The sequence below is a fragment of the Nostoc sp. genome (assembly GCF_036917515.1).
Lineage (GTDB): Bacteria > Cyanobacteriota > Cyanobacteriia > Cyanobacteriales > Nostocaceae > Nostoc.
Genome location: NZ_JBALDE010000156.1, coordinates 31685 through 49950, shown reverse-complemented (window position 1 = coordinate 49950; position 18266 = coordinate 31685). Strand labels below are relative to the sequence as shown.

13 protein-coding genes and 1 pseudogene are annotated in these 18266 nt (G+C 41.7%); 3 read left to right on the top strand and 11 right to left on the bottom strand.

The genetic code is table 11. From position 1 onward, the window contains the following. Positions 1 to 147: 147 nt before the first annotated feature. On the bottom strand, positions 148 to 705 hold the full coding sequence (locus V7K89_RS20385) for an alpha/beta hydrolase (protein WP_335190278.1): 558 nt from the start codon (positions 703 to 705) through the stop codon (positions 148 to 150). Positions 706 to 765: 60 nt separating this feature from the next. Then, entirely contained in the window at positions 766 to 981 is a 216-nt protein-coding gene (locus tag V7K89_RS20380; protein WP_335190276.1) for a bromodomain-containing protein, read from the bottom strand. A 1054-nt stretch (positions 982 to 2035) separates the two neighbouring features. On the opposite strand from V7K89_RS20380, the gene V7K89_RS20375 reads away from it, so the two are divergent. The 3 genes and pseudogenes from V7K89_RS20375 (at position 2036) to V7K89_RS20365 (ending at position 3838) form a co-directional block, all read left to right on the top strand. After that, positions 2036 to 2497, top strand: a complete 462-nt coding sequence (locus V7K89_RS20375) for a pyridoxamine 5'-phosphate oxidase family protein (protein ID WP_335190274.1) — start codon at positions 2036 to 2038, stop codon at positions 2495 to 2497. 9 nt (positions 2498 to 2506) lie between these two features. Further along, positions 2507 to 2926: pseudogene (locus V7K89_RS20370) on the top strand (hypothetical protein); the annotation flags it as partial. Between the two features lie 288 nt (positions 2927 to 3214). Then, on the top strand, positions 3215 to 3838 hold the full coding sequence (locus V7K89_RS20365; RefSeq protein WP_335190272.1) for a DUF411 domain-containing protein: 624 nt from the start codon (positions 3215 to 3217) through the stop codon (positions 3836 to 3838). Between the two features lie 52 nt (positions 3839 to 3890). Here V7K89_RS20365 and V7K89_RS35995 read toward each other — a convergent pair whose 3' ends face one another. The 9 genes from V7K89_RS35995 to V7K89_RS20325 all read right to left on the bottom strand — a co-directional run bounded on the left by V7K89_RS35995 (position 3891) and on the right by V7K89_RS20325 (position 18229). Then, on the bottom strand, positions 3891 to 4031 hold the full coding sequence (locus V7K89_RS35995; RefSeq protein WP_442941723.1) for a helix-turn-helix domain-containing protein: 141 nt from the start codon (positions 4029 to 4031) through the stop codon (positions 3891 to 3893). A 279-nt stretch (positions 4032 to 4310) separates the two neighbouring features. Then, positions 4311 to 5465 carry a PepSY-associated TM helix domain-containing protein gene (locus tag V7K89_RS20360; protein WP_335190270.1) on the bottom strand — a complete coding sequence of 385 codons (1155 nt, stop codon included), beginning with the start codon at positions 5463 to 5465 and terminating at the stop codon, positions 4311 to 4313. Between the two features lie 55 nt (positions 5466 to 5520). Then, positions 5521 to 8100, bottom strand: a complete 2580-nt coding sequence (locus V7K89_RS20355) for a TonB-dependent siderophore receptor (protein ID WP_335190267.1) — start codon at positions 8098 to 8100, stop codon at positions 5521 to 5523. A 274-nt stretch (positions 8101 to 8374) separates the two neighbouring features. Continuing rightward, on the bottom strand, positions 8375 to 11014 hold the full coding sequence (locus V7K89_RS20350) for a TonB-dependent siderophore receptor (protein WP_335190265.1): 2640 nt from the start codon (positions 11012 to 11014) through the stop codon (positions 8375 to 8377). 213 nt (positions 11015 to 11227) lie between these two features. After that, positions 11228 to 13858 (bottom strand): TonB-dependent siderophore receptor, encoded by a 2631-nt coding sequence (locus V7K89_RS20345; RefSeq protein WP_335190263.1) that lies wholly within the window; start codon positions 13856 to 13858, stop codon positions 11228 to 11230. 134 nt (positions 13859 to 13992) lie between these two features. Beyond that, positions 13993 to 14985 (bottom strand): helix-turn-helix domain-containing protein, encoded by a 993-nt coding sequence (locus V7K89_RS20340; protein WP_335190261.1) that lies wholly within the window; start codon positions 14983 to 14985, stop codon positions 13993 to 13995. Positions 14986 to 15258: 273 nt separating this feature from the next. After that, complete coding sequence (locus tag V7K89_RS20335) at positions 15259 to 17658, bottom strand: TonB-dependent siderophore receptor (RefSeq protein ID WP_335190259.1); 2400 nt, start codon at positions 17656 to 17658, stop codon at positions 15259 to 15261. 15 nt (positions 17659 to 17673) lie between these two features. Beyond that, entirely contained in the window at positions 17674 to 17946 is a 273-nt protein-coding gene (locus V7K89_RS20330; RefSeq protein WP_335190257.1) for a hypothetical protein, read from the bottom strand. Between the two features lie 94 nt (positions 17947 to 18040). Beyond that, positions 18041 to 18229: a hypothetical protein gene (locus V7K89_RS20325; RefSeq protein WP_335190255.1), complete on the bottom strand. Its 189-nt coding sequence runs from the start codon at positions 18227 to 18229 to the stop codon at positions 18041 to 18043. Positions 18230 to 18266 lie beyond the last annotated feature (37 nt).

Genomic DNA, 18266 nt, shown 5'->3' with positions numbered 1-18266 from the left:
AGGTTAGGGAATTTCTAAGTAATAGGGTATGAACCCTAAGATAGACTCATCAGTATTAACTTGAGCCGACTAATGTGACTAAAATTTATAACCCTTGAGACACTAAACTAATCATCTTATGAGAAATCCATTGTCTGTAAGTAACCCTTACAAGAGTTCTGCAAGATTGCTTAGGCGTTCATAAACAGAAATGAGACGATCTCCTTCAAGTTCAACAGATGTATTTGGATAATTCTGAATGGCTCCAAGTAGCGTAACTTCACCATTTTGTTTAATAGATGCACTTAAAGCACTTCGCAAAGCCTGCTGGTCTAATTGTCCTGCGGGAGGGTGAACTACCTCACCAATTTGATTAACTAAAATTGGCCCTGCCCAACTAGACAGTAAATTATTTAAAAAGGCAGCATCAGCTTTTATTGGAGCTTTCAGTGCCTTACGAGCTACTGCGGGGTCTTGTTGCGCCGCCTGTAAATAAGCTGTTAATGTTGGGGTAGTTTTGCCAGTTTCTGTAAACTGACTTAATTCTTCAACAGATATTTGCCCCTGAAAAGTACCATACTTTAAAACGACTTGCTCGGCAGCATTAGCATTAGTAGTTGATAATAAAACAATAGCGCCTACACCTACACCTAGAGCTATTGTCTGAGTGAGTAACTTAGTAAATTTTTTATTGTTTAATCGACTAAAAAGTTGATAAATCTGCATTTTGTTAAACTTGATAATGGTATGGAGTAGACATAGGCAAAAAATGCCTATGTTTTAGTATTAAACCTTGTCATTAGGCGAAGCTGCATGAGGTAGTATGGATTTGTCTTCGTCTAAAGTTGGTGCAGGTACGCCCAAACGCTTCCTTGTAGTTTCTTCAGCAAGCTTTCGGTCTTGTTCATTCTCGAACTGACTCTCATCTAACAAATGAGTATTTTTTGCTGCTTCATCTCGGCTTGGTCGATAACCATTTTTCCACCTGTACTTCCAGTCCATAATTTGAAAGGCAGATATACTGCAATTTGATTTCTTAGTTTTTCATAATACGTGCTTAATGGAAAGTGATACTCCTGCTATGGGTTGAAGAGGCTCATTCAGAGGGTATAAATTTAACATCCCGGAGTAAGAATACTTTATAAGGTAAAATCTAATACATATTTTTTACAGAGAATAAGTCATGAGTGGCGATCGCTATTGCTGTGTCATATTATAAAATTTCACAGTTGCAGAATATCTGAGCGTCGGCTTTGTATCCTTCTTTACGGAACGCCAAAGGCGAACAGGAGGCAAGCTATGTGCAGCCGTAATTTTTAATCGTCAAGTATATTTGCTGATTACTTTATCAAAAAACCTAATTACTTTATTAAAATACTTACTCAAAATGCCATTTGACTTATTCATTTTGGTGTTTTCCACAAGGAAAATAACATTTAACTTTCTTAAAATAGTTGAATACTTTCTCAGTAAATAAGTCGGCGAAAATAAATAAAAATACAAAATTTAAGCTAAAACCTTTTGAAAAACTCGTTTCTAGACTCTGGCTAGAAATATTCCTGATTGCGCTACTGCCGTGAGTCAGGGAGGCGGCAGCCCCAAAATAGGCATTCCCAGTTCAAGATTGGCAGAGTGAGTTAGAGTTAGTAAATATCGTAAGTAGTCTATGGTATTTTCTGAGTTTCCCGCGTCATCAGGTTTGAGAATCAATTTTCGTTCCAAATAATCAACGACCCTGTAGTGTGTCTGCTAAATTATGACTTTATCACCCTAAAGTTATAGAGACAGTTTAAATTTAGTGGAGAGTCTATAAAATTTATGTCTAAAGAAATAAGCATAAAATTAATCTTACTATGCCTAAAAGTTGTGTATGCATAGAATAGTCACTCTCAACCAATATCTCTATAGAGATCACTAAAAAAGCTAATTTTAGGATAATTCCATCCGTAGACTCACGCAATTTTAACAAAAAACGTTAATACTGAAAAAATAACTTTATCAGCACTAAATTGTGGTTGTAATCAAAAATTACAGCGCAGACAAAAAAGTACAAACAATGACAACCTCTACAGACCGCGAGCAACAGATTCAAAAACTACGTGAACTAATCAAAGATATTGATTATGGTATGTTTACCACAGTCGATGATGATGGCAGTTTGCATAGTTACCCTATGTCAAAGAGTGGTGAGATTGACTCTGATAGCATACTTTGGTTCTTTACATACGCTGGTTCCCATAAGGTGACTGAAATTGAACATTATGAGCAAGTTAATATTAGTTTCTCGTCACCCGAACAGCAGCGATATGTTTCGATATCAGGTACAGCACAACTTGTGAAAGACCGCAACAAGATGCGAGAGCTATGGAAGCCGGAGCTTCAAACTTGGTTTCCTAAAGGACTAGACGAACCCGATATTGCTTTGCTAAAGGTAAATATTAACCAGGTTGATTATTGGGATAGTGTATCGAGTTTCAAGCCACAAACAATTAGTTTTATGACTACATCACGCCTTTAAGTAATTTGTGGACTAATTGATCCCAACAAGCAAGCTAATAAACAATCAACTCGGCTCTTTTGGTAGCTTGTACCCTTTGGATTTGTTGTAGGTTATGCCTTCAACTATCTCACAGAAATTGAAATATTTTCCCAGGTTACTTGATTTGGCAATGAATTTCTTGCTGGAATTTTAGGAGCTATAGCCGATGCCTTGGGCGCTGGTTTAATCGGTCGAGGAGTCGGCTTAACAGTTGGCAGTGGCGATGCTTTAGCCTATCGTAACCGTTTGAATGCTGGCAAATACCTAATTGTAGTTACTGGAAATGAGTATTTAACACGCGAAGCTACCCGCGTATTGCGTCCATTTGAACCAGAAAATATTCAAGGCTATACAGATTATTCACAAAACAGCAAACTTGTAGGGAAGGAGATGGGGAAACAAATCTAAATGGCAGGTATTCCTGAATCAAAATATAAATTATGGGACGATCGCCCAAGAAAAGCGTAGGCGTAGCCCGTCGTAGACATCGCTCCATTTGTTTTCACGAAAAAAGTACATTTTTAGAGATATGAGTGAAAATGAATGTAGAGACGTAGCAGTGTTACGTCTCTACAAAGATTCTGGATAACGCATATTTAATTTTATTCATATCTCTTTGTGTGTAAAGTCGTAGTGTTTTTAAACACTGAGGGACGCAACGTAAGCTTAGAGTGTTTTGGAAGCAATATTGTATTTATGAAGTATCAGATGTTGCACAAACAATTGATTTATTGCTGGCAAAAATGGTTACTTCCGATCTTGATGCCTGCTACTGTGGAAATAGTGGTTCTAACATTTGGGGTGTTGAGCATCTTGGGAAGCACTGCTCCTATGAGTCATGCTCAAGCTGTTTTTCCCACTTCTATTGCAGGTAATGCTCAACTGATAAGTACCACTAGGCACATCGAGGAGCAACAAACACCATCAAAATCAACAGTGCTAAATGCCACTGTGTATCGCAGTCCCGATTGTAACTGTTGTGGCGGGTGGATTGCTCACTTAAAGGCACAGGGTTTTAAAATCACAGATTTTTCTACGCCTGACATCGAAACAGTCAAACAAAAGTATAACGTGCCGGATAACTTATCGTCTTGCCACACAGCAATTGTTAATGGATATGTCATCGAAGGACACGTCCCAGCAGACGACATCAAACGTCTGCTTCAAGAAAAGCCAAATGTTGTTGGTTTATCTGTTCCTCAAATGCCTGTAGGCACCCCTGGGATGGAGATGGGGAATCGAAAAGACCCGTTTTCTGTGCTTTCCTTTGATCGCCAGAACTCAGTTGCAGTATTCAATAAGTATGGTGGTGAATCCTGAGTGAATTAAGGGACTTCTAATAAATAAAATCCCCAGTGTATAAGAATGATAATTATTTATAACGATGTACCCACTCCATAACTGTCTGAGGGTTTCGTCCTGTTGAGGAACCTACTTCGGTCGCACTTTTTCCATTACATATCTCATACAATGCCATTAAACGCTCACTAGTTCTAGCATGATCTGCTCTTATATCGTGTCCGGCTAATTAGTTATAATTTCCTCTCTCTATGCAGAAAGCGCAAAAACCCCTCCCCTCTGCACCTGAAGCTCCTCTGTCCCTCTGCGGTCTTAATGATAAGTCTTTAACCGGACATGATATTAAAGGTTCTTCTCTCAAGATTGAGACACTCTCGTTTTGGCGATCGCATTCTACTTTGAGCATTCCTGTTTTATTTTCTACCACACCACTTATCCACAGTAATATGTTTTCTGCAAAAACTCCAGTTTTCAAGATGGATGAGGTTTACAATCAATTTTTTGCTGTTAACTTAAACGTTTGTGTAGTTTGCAGGGAGCGATTTTTACCTTTGTAGCGATACCACCACATCACAAAGCCAGTAACAGATAAAACTAGAGGAGCAAGTCCAACAAATAGGTAGAAAATGCGAGATGGTAGTCCCCAGAAAGTACCATAATGTAGGGGAGTAAAAGAGTTGAGGATGCGATCGCCTAACGACAACTTCAAAGAACTATTGACTCGCAAAACCTTGCCACTGTATTGGTCAAGATAAACACTGCTTTGACCATAGTCTTCAGTTTCTTGGGGAAGTTTAAAGGCAACATTTAAAGCTTCTTCTGGTTTAGTTGGAAAATAAATCCTCCTGAGTTCTCCAGTCGGTAAAGCAGCTTGAGCCGTTTTTAATTGTTGTGTAAGTCTGAGTGGAGACTTACCAGCAATGGGAACAGATACCGGATCGGTTTGCTGTTTGCTAAAGGTGAGTGCATAGATCGCCGGGTTGACAAATTCAGAGAAGCTCCAACAAAATCCCGTGAAAAATGCGAAGATTAGAAATACTGCCGTAATGACGCCAGCAACTTTGTGAACATCAAAATTCACTCGTTTGGGATGAGCATTCCACTTGATTTTGATGCCAGAAATCAATCTGCGCCAACCCGGCCATAGAATAATACCTGTAATGCTCATAAACGACATCAGTAAACCAATAATGCCCACAAACTTATACCCTAAGTCACCGCCTAAAAGAGCATAGTGGAGTGGGTAGAGGATTTCAAAAGACTTTTGGATGAAGCTTGGCTTTAAGTTATTGCCGATAATTGCTCCAGTGTAAGGGTTAATGTAGTTTTCTGTCCATTCGTTTTGTTTGGTTTTGAGAATAACATTCATCGGCTCATTTGGCTTGCTTGGCAGATAAATCCTTTGCACTGGTGCGTCTGGTTGATCGGCATAGGTTTTTTTGACAGTGTTGAGAACAACCTCAATTGGCAGGGGTTCACCTTGGGGGGTGATTGTGCCAATTCGATGCTGCTGATCGAAGCTGCTAATTTCCGAATGGAAGACCAATAAAGTACCAGTTAAGCCGACAATAATTGCAATCAGTCCCACCGCTAAACCGATGTAGCGGTGTAGAGTAAATACCAAGTCGCGTAGTTTTTTAGAGTTCATAGCAGTTACCTTAAAATATTCTTGGTACAGGGAAATTGGACAGTGAAGGCTTACGTCAAAAGTCACAAGAAATCGTTCCTTGAACTGTAAACGGATCGGCCGGATCGACTACACCCCCAGTTGAGCCATCGAAAGATCTGATATCAAATAAGTTCTTGAAGTTAACAGATGCTCTCAAGCGATCTTTTTTGTAAAAAATAACCGCATCAGTCCGTATAAAACCAGGTACGGTGTAGAAGTTATCAATTTCTCCATAAGCTTCGGTAGCCGCAAAAATGCCTCCACCAAAACCAAATCCTTCAAATGTTCCTGTTTGAAAGGTATAAGTTGTCCACAATGAGCCACTATGTCGGGGTATACCACCCAGAATATTCCCGACTGGATATGTATTGTCTTGAGTGATTTGAGCATCTGTATAAGCGTATGAACCAATCACTTTCCAACCCGGTAAGATTTCTCCAGCCACATCCAACTCAATTCCACGAGCGCGTTGTTCACCGACTTGAATGGAAAAATTGCGATCGCTGGGATCTTCAGTTAAGATATTAGTTTTAGTAACTGTGTAGAAGGCTAAAGTAGAAGACAGACGATTATTTAAAAAGTCTCCTTTGATGCCGACTTCGTAGCCAGTTCCCCTTGTAGGCTCAAAAGCATCACCGTTTTTACTGCTACCACTCACAGGAACAAATGAACGACTAAAGTTAGCAAATAGCGAGATTTCTTTTGTAGGTTGGTAAACGACTCCTACACGCGGTGAAAACGCATCGCTATCTGTGACTGTGGTTGAGGCATTGAGGAAATTTTGTGTTTCCGAATGATAAGTGTCAAACCTGCCACCCACAAGGAGTTTGAGATTATCAAACACAGCAATCTGATCTTGGAGGTAAACACCGAAAGAGTCACTATTTTGTGCTACATCATAACCCCGTTCATATGGACCATAAGAAAAGTTGTAGACAGGGTTAAAAATGTTCGAGTCACTAACATCAGCTCCATCGTACACCTCTCTGTCATACAATTTACCAAGCTCTACACCAAACAAAAGTGTATGCTTGACAAAGCCAGTATTGAATTTTGCAGTTAAGTCATTCTGTAGAAAGTAAGTTTCATGATACTGATTATAGGAAAAACTGAAAAGATCGACGGTTCCATCGTCACTGGCAGCAAATCCTCTCAGGGAAAAACGATTATCTGTTTCTAATGCAGTCGTCACCCGAAAAGCAGTACGCAGCGATAAATTTTGATTAAACTCATGATTGAGAGTCAGGTAAGTTTGTGATTGATCTATAACAAATCGACTTCTAGGGTCGTTGAGATTGCGGCTAATCGGAACATCTGGAATAATCGTACCGCCAAGTAGATATAGTCCATCATCATAAGGATTTTCGGAGTGGAAATATTCACCTTCCAACGTCAGGTTTGTCTTGTCACCAATTTTCCAGCTCAGTACAGGAGCGACCAAAAATCTTTCTTTATAGACAAAGTCGCGGAAACTTCCAGAATTTTCGTAAGCAATGTTGAGACGATAACCCAACTTTCCGTCTTGGGTTAATGGACTGGAAAAATCTAAGGTGGGGCGATAAAAACTATAGCTACCTGCGGTAAAACCTACATTGTAGTAGGGTTCGGCTAATGGCTTCTTGGTGACAAGATTGATGATACCGGAAGGTTCCAAGCGTCCAAATAACACTGATGCTGGTCCTTTAAGGACTTCAACTCGCTCGATATTGGCGCTGTCTCGAAAGCCGCGAGAGGCCTCAAAACCATCAAGAAAACCATTTTTGTAAATGTTGGCATTGAATCCCCGAATTGTATAATTTTCTGAGCGATCGCCAGCAGTTTGTGAGAGTGCCACACCGCTCACATTACGGACGATATCAGTCAAACGAACCGCATTTTCATCTTGAATCACTTCGCGGGGGATAACTTGAATTGACTGGGGAATATCGCGTAGGGGAGTATCAGTTTTGGTTGCAGTTGATGCATCGGAAGCATTGTATCCATCTTGCTCTCCTGTCACCACCAACTCAATTGGTTCATCACCAGAAGCTGATGGTTGAGTTGGCTGTGTCTGATTTTCGGGCTGACTAGCTTGGGGTGTTTGGGGTGGCTGTTGTGGAGAAGTTGCCGTTGCTGTAGTTGCTACCGCAAAAACCAGACCTGCATCATCATCATATAACTCTACCGTGGGCAAAGCCTTTTCCCCTACCACCGTCACTCGTACAGTATTTGCGTCAATATTCTGTGCTGTTATTTGAGTAATTCCCGCAAGTGGTCGCTCGGAACGGAATGTGAATGCCTCACCCGATGGTAAACGTAACTGACCCCCAGATATATCGACAATAAAATTGCTACCAGCACTGCGATTTGTGACTTGCAGTTGAGTCCCAACAGGTGTTTCTAAAATCACCTCTACACCTTTGGCAGTCGGATTAGCTTTAACGGACGTTATTGGTATAACTTCTCCCCCAAGGTTCTGTTGATTGTTTGGTGTTGGCGACTGCACTAAATATTGAGCGCTGGTATTTGGAATCTCTATCTCACTTAGTTGTCGAATCTTGCTCTGGGTTTGCTCAGTTAATCCTACTTTGTTAAGGGGGGATCTCTCCTGTGCCCGAACTGTTGGAGCAATCATGACACAAACGATACTTGCAATCAATGTCAATTTGAATGAATAGCCCATGACTCTCCACACCAGTATAATCAAACCGATAATCAGGAAATTATTTCAAAAAGATTACCAGGAAGTGAGAGCAATGGGTGATTGTTTTGCTGACTAGACGGAATTTTTTTGCTGACTAGACGGAATTTTTCATCTTACTTAAATTGCCGTCGGTAGCAACCAGGGTAGCAACCAAACTTTTTACGGTATGCTCTTGCTAGAGGGAAAACAGTCGTGTAGGCTGACATTAGAACTGCCAAGAAATTGTTCCTTGAACTGTAAACGGTGCAGCCGGATTGGCTGCCCTCAAAAATGTGCCCTCGAAATATCTGACATCAAATATATTCTTGAAGTTAATAGATGCTCTCAAGCGGTTCTTTTTGTAGAAAAGTGCCGCATCAGTTCTTACAAAACCAGGTATGGTGTAAGAATTATCCAAATCTCCATAAGCTTCGCTGTTTGCAAAAATGCCTCCACCAAAACCAAATCCTTCTAACGAACCTGTTTGAAAAGTATAAGTTGTCCACAATGAACCAGTATGTCGCGGTGTATTAGCCAGAGTATTTCCGACTGGATAGCTATTGTCTTCAGTGATTTCTGGATCAGAATAAGCGTATGAACCAATCACTTTCCAACCAGGTAAAATTTCTCCAGCAATATCAAACTCAATCCCACGAGCGCGTTGTTCGCCGACTTGAATTGAAAAGGTTCCGGTGAGATCGCTGGGATCAACAGTTGTGACATTGGTCTTGGTAACTGTGTAGAAAGCTAAAGTAGAGGAAAGACGATTATTTAAAAAGTCTCCTTTAATGCCGACTTCATAGCCAGTTCCCCTTTCAGGCACAAAAGCATCACCGTTCTTAGTCGTACCACTCACAGGAGTAAACGAGCGACTATAGTTGGCAAACAGTGAAATTTCTTTTGTCGGTTGGTAAACGACTCCTACGCGAGGTGAAAACGCATCGCTATCTGTCTTTGTGGTTGAGGAATTGAGGAAATTTTGTGTTTCACTATTATAAGTATCAAACCTGCCACCAACAAGGAGTTTGAGATTATCAAAAACGGCAATCTGATCTTGAAGGTAAATTCCGAAAGTGTTGGTATTGGTTGTTGTATTGTTAAACGTTTCATATGGACCATCATAAGAAAAGTTGTAGACAGGATTAAAAATATTAATCGGCTGATCGGGTCCTTTCTCGCCCAGATTATGGTTATACAATCTACCAACTTCCACACCGAACAAAAGTGTATGCTTGACTGAGCCAGTATTGAATTTACCAGTTAAGTCATTCTGTAGAAAATAAGTTTCATAATACTGATTAGCGGGACCACTATTGAAAAGATTAATAGTTCCGTTGTTACTGGTTGCAAAAATTGGCTGAATGACAAAACGATTATTTGTTTCTGATGCAGTCGTTACCCGAAAAGCACTACGTAGCGATAAATTCTGATTAAACTCATGATTCAAAGTTAGGTAAGTTTTTGATTCATCTACAACGACTTGATTTCTTGGATCGCTGAGATAGCGGCTAATCGGAATATCTGCAATCTTATTGTCAATTACCGGTAGCCCACGATCTAGAGGATTTTCCGTGTGAAAATATTCACCTTCCAAAGTCAGGTTTGTGTTGTCACCAATTTTCAAACTGAGTACAGGAGCAATAAAAAATCTTTCTTTGTTAACAAAGTCGCGGAAACTTTCAGAATTTTCGTAGGCAACGTTGAGACGATAACCCAACTTTCCGTCCTCGGTTAATGGACCGGAAAAATCTAGTGTGGGGCGATAAAAACTATAGCTGCCTGCGGTAAAACCTACATTGTAGTAGGGTTCGGCTAATGGTTTCTTGGTGACAAGATTGATGATACCCGAAGGTTCTAAGCGTCCAAACAATACCGAGGCTGGTCCTTTGAGAACTTCTATTCGCTCGATATTGGCGTTGTCTCGAAAGGCGCGAGCAGAGTAGAAATCATCAAGGAAACCATTTTTGTAAATGTTGGCACTGAATCCCCGAATTGTGTAATCTTCTCCACGATCGCCACTAGTGCCTGCGAGTGACACACCACTGACATTACGAACTGCTTCGGTCAAACGAACCGCACCTTGATCTTGAATCACTTCGCGGGGGATGACTTGAATCGACTGAGGAATGTCGCGTAGCGGAGTATCAGTTTTGGTTGCAGTTGATGCATCAGATGCAGTGTATCCATCTTGCTCCCCTGTCACCACTAACTCAATTGGCTCATCACCTTGTGCCGATGGTGACTCTTGAGGTGTTTGGTTTCCTGGCTCAATAGCTTGGAGCTGTTGAGGTGGCTGTTGTCCAGAAGTTGCCGTTGCTGTACTTGCTACCGCAAAAACCAGCCCTGCATCATCATCATATAACTCAACTGTGGGCAAAGCCTTTTCACCCACGACCGTCACTCGCACAGTATTTGCATCAATATTCTGTGCTGTTATTTCAGTAATTCCCGCAAGTGGTTTTTCAGAACGGAATGTAAAAGTATCACCACTAGGTAAACGCAATTGTCCGCCAGATACATCGACAATAAAATTGCTGCCCGCACTGCGATTTGTGACTTGCAGTTGAGTTCCAGCAGGTGTCTCTAAAATCACCTCTACGCCTTTGGCTGTCGGATTAGCTTTCACGGACGTTATTGGTATAACTTGTCCCCCAAGGTTCTCTTGGTTGTTTGGTGTTGGCGACTGCACTAAATATTGAGCGCTGGTATTTGCAAGCTCTATCTCACTTAGTTGTCGAATCTTGCTCTGGGTTTGCTCCGTTGATCTTACTTTGTTAAGGGGGGATCTCTGTTGTGCCCAAACTGTTGGAGCAATCATGACCGAGACGATACTTGCAATCAATGTCAATTTGAATGAATAACCCATGACTCTCCACACCGCGTAATCAAACCGATAATCAGGAAATTATTTCAAAAAGATTACCAGAAAATTGGAGCAATGGGTAATTGTTTTGCTGACTAGAGGGAATTTTTTTGCTGACTAGAGGGAATTTTTCATCTTGTTTAAACTGCCGTTGGTAGCAACCAAGCTTTTTGCGGAATGCTCTACCCAGAGGTTAAAGAGCCGTAAAAACTTACTTCAAAACTCCCAAGAAATTGTTCCTTGAACTGTAAACGGATCGGCCGGATTGGCTGTATCAAAAAAACTGCCCTGGAAATATCTGACATCAAATAAGTTCTTGAAGTTAACAGATGCTCTCAACCGATCCTTTTTGTAGAAAACAGCCGCATCAGTCCGTACAAAACCAGGTAAAGTATAAGTGTTATCCAGAGTTCCATAATTTTTACTAGCCGCAAAGATACCTCCACCAAAACCAAATCCTTTTAACAGACCTGTTTGAAAGGTATAAGTTGTCCACAATGAACCACTGTGTCGCGGTGTACTAGCCAAAGTATTTCCAACTGGATAGCTATTGTCTTCAGTAATTTCTGCATCCGTATAAGCGTATGAACCAATCACTTTCCAACCAGGTAAGATTTCTCCAGCAATATCGAACTCAATCCCACGAGCGCGTTGTTCGCCGACTTGAATTGAAAAGGTTCCGGTGAGATCGCTGAGATCGGTAGTTACGACATTGGTTTTGGTAACTGTGTAGAAAGCTAAAGTAGAGGAGAGACGATTATTTAAAAAGTCTCCTTTGATGCCGACTTCGTAGCCAGTTCCCCTTTCAGGCACAAAAGCATCACCGTTCTTAGCCGTACCACTGACAGGATTAAACGAGCGACTATAGTTGGCAAATAGTGAAATTTCTTTTGTCGGTTGGTAAACGACTCCTACACGAGGTGAAAACGCATCGCTATCTGTGGTTGTGGTTGAGGAATTGAGGAAATTTTGCAATTCGGAATGATAAGTGTCAAATCTGCCACCAACAAGAAGTTTGAGATTATCAAACACACTTATCTGATCTTGAAGGTAAATTCCGAAAGAATCGGTATTCTGTGTTATATCGTCAAGCGGTTGATATGGACCATAAGAAAAGTTGTAAACAGGATTAAAAACGTTAGAGCTACCAGCATCTGCTAGCTCTGTCTTACTCCTTCTATACAATCTACCAAGTTCTACACCCAACAAAACTGTATGATTGACAGAGCCAGTTTTGAATTTAGCAGTTAAGTCATTCTGTAGAAAATAAGTTTCATAATACTGATTATAGGGAGAACTGAAAAAATCAACAGTTCCGTCGTTACTGGCAAAAAGTCCTAGAACGCCAAAACGATTTAGTGTTTCTGAGGCAGTTGTCACCCGAAAAGCAGTACGCAGCGATAAATTTTGATTAAAGTTATGACTGAGAGTCAGGTAAGTTTTTGATTCATCTACAGCGAGTTGATTTCTCGGATCGCTGAGATTGCGGCTAATCGGAACATCTGCAATCCTACCGCCAATTAGATATATTCCAACATCTCGAGGACTTTCTGAGTGGAGATATTCACCTTCAAAAGTCAGGTTTGTCTTGTCACCAATTTTCCAGCTTAGTACAGGAGCGATAAAAAATCTTTCTCTGTGTACAAAGTCGCGGAAACTTCCAGAATTTTCGTAGGCAATGTTGAGACGATAACCCAATTTTCCGTCCTCTGTTAGTGGACCGGAAAAATCCAGAGTGGGGCGATAAAAACTGTAGCTACCTGCGGTAAAACTTAAGTTGTAGTAGGGTTCGGATAATGGCTTCTTGGTTACCAGGTTGATGATGCCCGAAGGTTCCAAGCGTCCAAACAACACCGAGGCTGGTCCTTTGAGAACTTCAACTCGCTCAATATTAGCGCTGTCTCGAAAGGCGCGATCGGAGTAGTAATCGTCAAGGAAACCATTTTTGTAAATGTTGGCACCAAATCCCCGAATTATGTAATTGTCTGAACGATCCTCAGTAGTTCCTGCATTTGCCACACCACTGACATTACGTACGATGTCAGTCAAACGAACCGCACCTTGATCTTGAATCACTTCGCGGGGGATAACTTGAATCGACTGAGGAATGTCGCGTAGGGGAGTATCGGTTTTGGTTGCAGTTGATGCATCGGATGAATTGTATCCATCTTGCTCACCTGTCACCACCAACTCAATTGGTTCATCACCTTGTGCCGATGGTTGAGTTGGCTGTGTCTGATTTCCTGGCTGAATAGCCTGAGGTGTTTGGGGTGGCTGTTGTCCAGAAGTTGCCGTTGCTGTACTTGCTACTGCAAAAACCAGACCTGTATCATCATCATATAATTCAACTGTGGGCAAAACTTTCTCCCCTACCACCGTCACCCGCACAGTATTTGCATCAATATTCTGTGCTGTTATTTCAGTAATTCCCTCTACTGGTTTTTGAGAACGGAATGTGAACGCCTCTCCCGAAGGTAAACGCAATTGTCCGCCAGATACATCGACAATAAAATTGCTGCCCGCACTGCGATTTGTGACTTGCAGTTGAGTTCCAGCAGGTGTCTCTAAAATCACCTCTACGCCTTTGGCTGTCGGATTTGCTTTCACGGAGGTTATTGGTATAACTTGTCCCCCAAGGTTCTGTTGGTTGCTTGGTGTTGGCGACTGCACTAAATATTGAGCGCTGGTATTCGGAAGCTCTATCTCACTTAGTTGTCGAATCTTGCCCCCGATTTGCTCCCCCGATTCTGCTTTGTTAAGTGGGGATCTCTTCTGTGCCCAAGCTGTTGGAGCAATCATGACCAAGACGATACTTGCAATCAATGTCAATTTCAATGAATAACCCATGACTCTCCACACCAGCCTAATCAAACCGATAATTAGGAAATTATTTCAAAAAGATTACCAGAAAGTGGGAGCAATGGGTGATTGTTTTGCTGCCTAGACGGAATTTTTTTGCTGACTAGACGGAATTTTTCATCTTACTTAAACTGCCGTCGGTAGCAACCAGGGTAGCAACCAAACTTTTTGCGGAATGCTCTTGCCAGATATCCCGGATCTGCAAACCCGATCGCTTCAGCAACCTCTGCAACTTTCATTTCGCCCGTTGTCAATAGCTGCCGCGCTTGTTCTAGTCGATAGTCATGCAAATAGCTAAACGCAGTTTTGCCAAATACTTGCCGAAAGCCCCGCTTGAGCGTGCAGTCATTTAGCTCTACCTGCCGCGCCAGTTCTGTCAGGGAAGGAGGATTGTTTAGCCGATTGAGCAACAGTTCTCTAGCATAATAGATGCGGTCTACATCCTCCGGTTTCAATTGCCAAATTGGATCTGGCAAATCCTGCTTTGCTTTCACCTGTTCTAGGAGCAATGCCGTCAGTTCCCAGATTTTACCTTCTAGGTACATCTTCTGTGTCATGTCTTGATAGGGACAGTGCAATATCTGCTGCAAAGCAACCTGCATCTGCGGTGTAGTCGTTCCGATTTGAAGCGATCGCTCCTCATCCGGTGGTTTCACTAGATGCTCAAAGACGGCAGGCAATTGCCCGGATGCATCACCCACAAATGAATATAGCAGTTCAGGCATCATATAAACTTGAATCCAAATCCCCTGCTGAACGGCTGGTAACTTTACGACTTTACCCTCTGATATACCCTTGCCCCACAGAACATATTGCTTGGAGTTGACCGCCGTATCGTTGATCCAAAACCCTTCTGAGTCGATGCAGAAGCCATAGTTTAACCTCGATTCAGATTTTGAATAATCGGCGATCATCAGGTCATGGCGTAATTGCCAATCATTAATATGTAAACTTAGACCCTGCCGCAATTCAAAGAACTGCCCAATCCCCCGACCAATCAACTTAGGTATCTTCCAGCGTGTGACAAAATCATTCGATCTCGGAGGGTTTGTGTCATTTTGGCGGGATGCTTCAAATATCTCATTGAAACCCGCCTGAGAATAAATGATTGTCATAGCTGCTTTGAGTCAGTCTGGTGATAGTTGGCAACAATTATGCCCAATTGCCAGGAGCAAATGAGAAAGATTTGCATTTTCCATAATCACCTGACTGGGGTGCGAAGCGCAAGCGGGTTGCCAATGAAATGGCTCTCTAGTAGAAACCCTCTAAGAAGCTTATTTTTGGGGAAAGAGGGTAAATACGAAGTTGCGTAGTTTTTTAGAGTTCATAGCAATTACCTTAAAATATTCAAGCCTTGTCACAGAGGAATTCAGTCGTGGAGGCTTACGTCAAAACTCCCAAGAAATCGTTCCTTGAACTGTAAACGGTGCAGCAGGATAGGCTGAGCCAAAAAAAGCGGTCTCGAAATATCTGGTACTAAATAGGTTCTTGAAGTTAATAGATGCTCTCAAGCGATCCTTTTTGTAGAAAAGTGCCGCATCAGTCCGTACAAAACCAGGTACAGTAAAAGAGTTATCCAGATCCCCATAAGCTTTGCTTGCTGCAAAAAGCCCTCCACCAACACCAAACCCTTCTAAAAGACCCCTTTGAAAGGTATAAGTTGTCCATAATGAACCAGTATGTCGGGGTGTATTGGAGAGAGTATTTCCGATTGGATAGCTATTGTCTTTAGTGATTTCTGCATCTATATAACCGTAGGAGGCAATGATTTTCCAACCAGGTAAGATTTCTCCAGCCACATCCAACTCAATGCCACGAGCACGTTGTTCGCCGACTTGAATTTCAAAGTTAGCGGGATCGCTGGGATCAGCAGTTCTGACATTGGTTTTAGTAACTGTGTAGAAAGCTAGGGTAGAAGACAGACGATTATTTAAAAAGTCTCCTTTAATGCCAGCTTCGTAACCAGTTCCCCGTTCAGGCACAAAAGCATTGCTGTTCTTATCACTACCAGTTATAGGAACAAACGAGCGACTATAATTGGCAAACAGTGAAATCTCTTTCGTCGGTTGGTAAACAATTCCTACACGGGGTGAAAAAGCATCGCTATCTGTCTTTGTGGTTGAGGCATTGAGGAAATCTTGTGTTGTGGAATGATAAGTGTCAAACCTGCCACCAACAAGGAATTTGAGATTATCAAACACACTTATCTGATCTTGCAGGTAAATTCCGAAAGAGGTGCTATTGATTGCATTATCACGAGTTGGTTGATATGGACCAAAAGAAAAGTTGTAGACCGGATTAAAAATATTAATTGACTGAGCGGGTCCTGACTCGTTCTGCTGCCACTGAGACTCTTTACCAAGCTCCAGACCAAACAAAAGTGTATGCTTGAGGGAGCCAGTATTGAATTTAGTCGTTAAGTCATTCTGTAGATAATAAGTTTCACGATACAGACTTAGAGGAGTATTGAAAAGATTAACAGTTCCGTCGTTACTGGCACCTAATCCCTGAAGGACAAAACGATTAAATGTATATAATGAAGTCGTCACCCGAAAAGCAGTACGCAGCAATAAATTCTGATTAAAGTCATGATTCAAAGTCAAGTACGTTTTTGATCCATCTGCAACGACTTGATTTTTGGGATCGCTAAGATAGCGGCTAATCGGAATATCTGCAACCCGATCGCCAATTGTCACTAGCCCGCGATCGTAAGGACTTTCCGTATGGAGATATTCACCTTCAAAAGTCAGGTTTGTCTTGTTACCAATTTTCCAACTCAGTACAGGAGCAATAAAAAATCTTTCTTTGTTAACAAAGTCGCGGAAACTTCCAGAATTTTCGTAGGCAACGTTGAGACGATAACCTAGGTTTCCGTCCTCCGTTAATGGACCAGAAAAATCTAGTGTGGGGCGATAAAAACTATAGCTACCTGCGGTAAAATTTAAATTGTAATAGGGGGAAGCTAATGGCTTCTTGGTTATCAAGTTGATGATACCCGAAGGTTCCAAGCGTCCAAACAACACCGAGGCTGGACCTTTGAGAACTTCAACTCGCTCGATATTAGCGCTGTCTTGATCGGAGAGATAATCGTCAGTAAAACCGTTTTTGTAAACGTTAGCATCGAATCCGCGAATTTTGTAACTTTGTCCCTGACCACCATCATTGTTTGAAGTTGACACACCACTGACATTACGGACAATTTCGTTTAGACGAACTGCGCCTTGATCTTGAATCACGGTTGCAGGGATGACTTGAATCGATTGGGGAATGTCGCGTAGAGGAGTATCAGTTTTGGTTGCAGTTGATGCATCGGATGAATTGTATCCATCTTGCTCGCCTGTCACCACCAATTCAATTGGTTCATCACCACTAGCTGATGGTTGAGTTGGTTGTGTCTGGTTTTGAGGCTGCTGTGTAGGTGGTTGTGTTTGAGGTTGCTGACTCTGTTGCGTTGAAGGTGCAGTACTGGCTACGCTGAAGATCAGACCTTCGTTGGGACTGTCATACAACTCAACAATTGGTACACCCCCTTCACCCGTTACCGTCACTCGGATAGTCTTAGCATCAAAGTTAGTTACTGCGATCTCAATGATCCCCTCAAGTGGTTTTTCTGAGCGGAATGTGTATGCATCGCCACTAGGTAAACGCAATTGTGCGTTGGGAACATCAACAATAAAGCTATTGCCAGCACTGCGATTTAACAGTTGCAACTGTTGCCCACCAAGAGTTTGTAAAATTATTTCCACACCTTGGGGAGTGGGATTAGCTTTTACTCCTGTCACCTGCACGACTTCACCTTCCTTCTAAAGGGGGTTGGTTGGTGTTGGCAACTGTACTAGATGTTGAGCACTGGTGCTGGGACGTTCTATTTCACTAAGGAGAGGAATCTCTCTAATCGTCCTGGAATTGGGTAATACTTTTGCGATCGCAGATTTCTCTTGTACTTGTTGAGACGACATTTCACTAGCAGCTGCACTAATTGCAACCCACAACCAAACAGAGCTTGTAGCCAAAAGAATCTTTAATATTTGCCTAAACACCATTTCCACCCCTACACCTACATCTTCACTTGCCACTACTATCAATAAACCAGCAAATAGCTGCTAGTTACTGAGAATGTAATCATTTTCTTGAGAAGAAACATTACAGCAGATCAGTCAGCAATTGCAACTAATTATCAATTTTATTGACACAGGTGACTTCCAATAAATAAAATTTCTCAGTATAAGAATAATAATCATTGTATACAGGTGAAGTCAGGGCTGCTGTCGGTAGTCCTGACTTCCCTTTTGTAGTAAGTTCAATGTCTGATTCGAGTTTTGGGATGTGTAGGAGTGTCAATGGAATTAACTGACTCATTAAAAATTTTGCTTAAAGAAACAGCAACTAAATTGAA